The organism is Pseudomonas sp. 313 (assembly GCF_000316965.1).
Classification (GTDB): Bacteria; Pseudomonadota; Gammaproteobacteria; order Pseudomonadales; family Pseudomonadaceae; genus Chryseomonas; species Chryseomonas benzopyrenica.
The window spans coordinates 1-251 of the sequence record NZ_ANBZ01000055.1; the positions used below are offsets into that span (position 1 = coordinate 1).

A 251-nucleotide genomic window follows, 5' to 3' on the forward strand; every position below is an offset into this window, starting at 1 on the left:
TAATGCGAATCTATCTGCCGCACTTAAACGTATACCCAGTATGACAATAAAAACTGTGGCCGGAATTTATTGGCACGCGCTTAAGTTACTGCTGAAACGAACGCCACTATATACACATCCAGAAAAGAGTCAGGAACAATAATAATGTCTTTCGGTGAATCTGTACTACTGACCACTTCAGAGGTCTCTTTTGTAGATAAAACTTGTAGAACACTATTTTTGAAGTGTTTAAATCAGCTTCCATTTGGTCG

1 protein-coding gene is annotated in these 251 nt (G+C 38.6%); it reads left to right on the forward strand.

What is annotated here, in order from left to right; translation table 11 throughout:
* A partial coding sequence (locus tag C722_RS25765) for a DUF1365 family protein (protein ID WP_157225829.1) occupies positions 1 to 142 on the forward strand: 142 nt, incomplete at its 5' end.
* Positions 143 to 251: the final 109 nt, after the last annotated feature.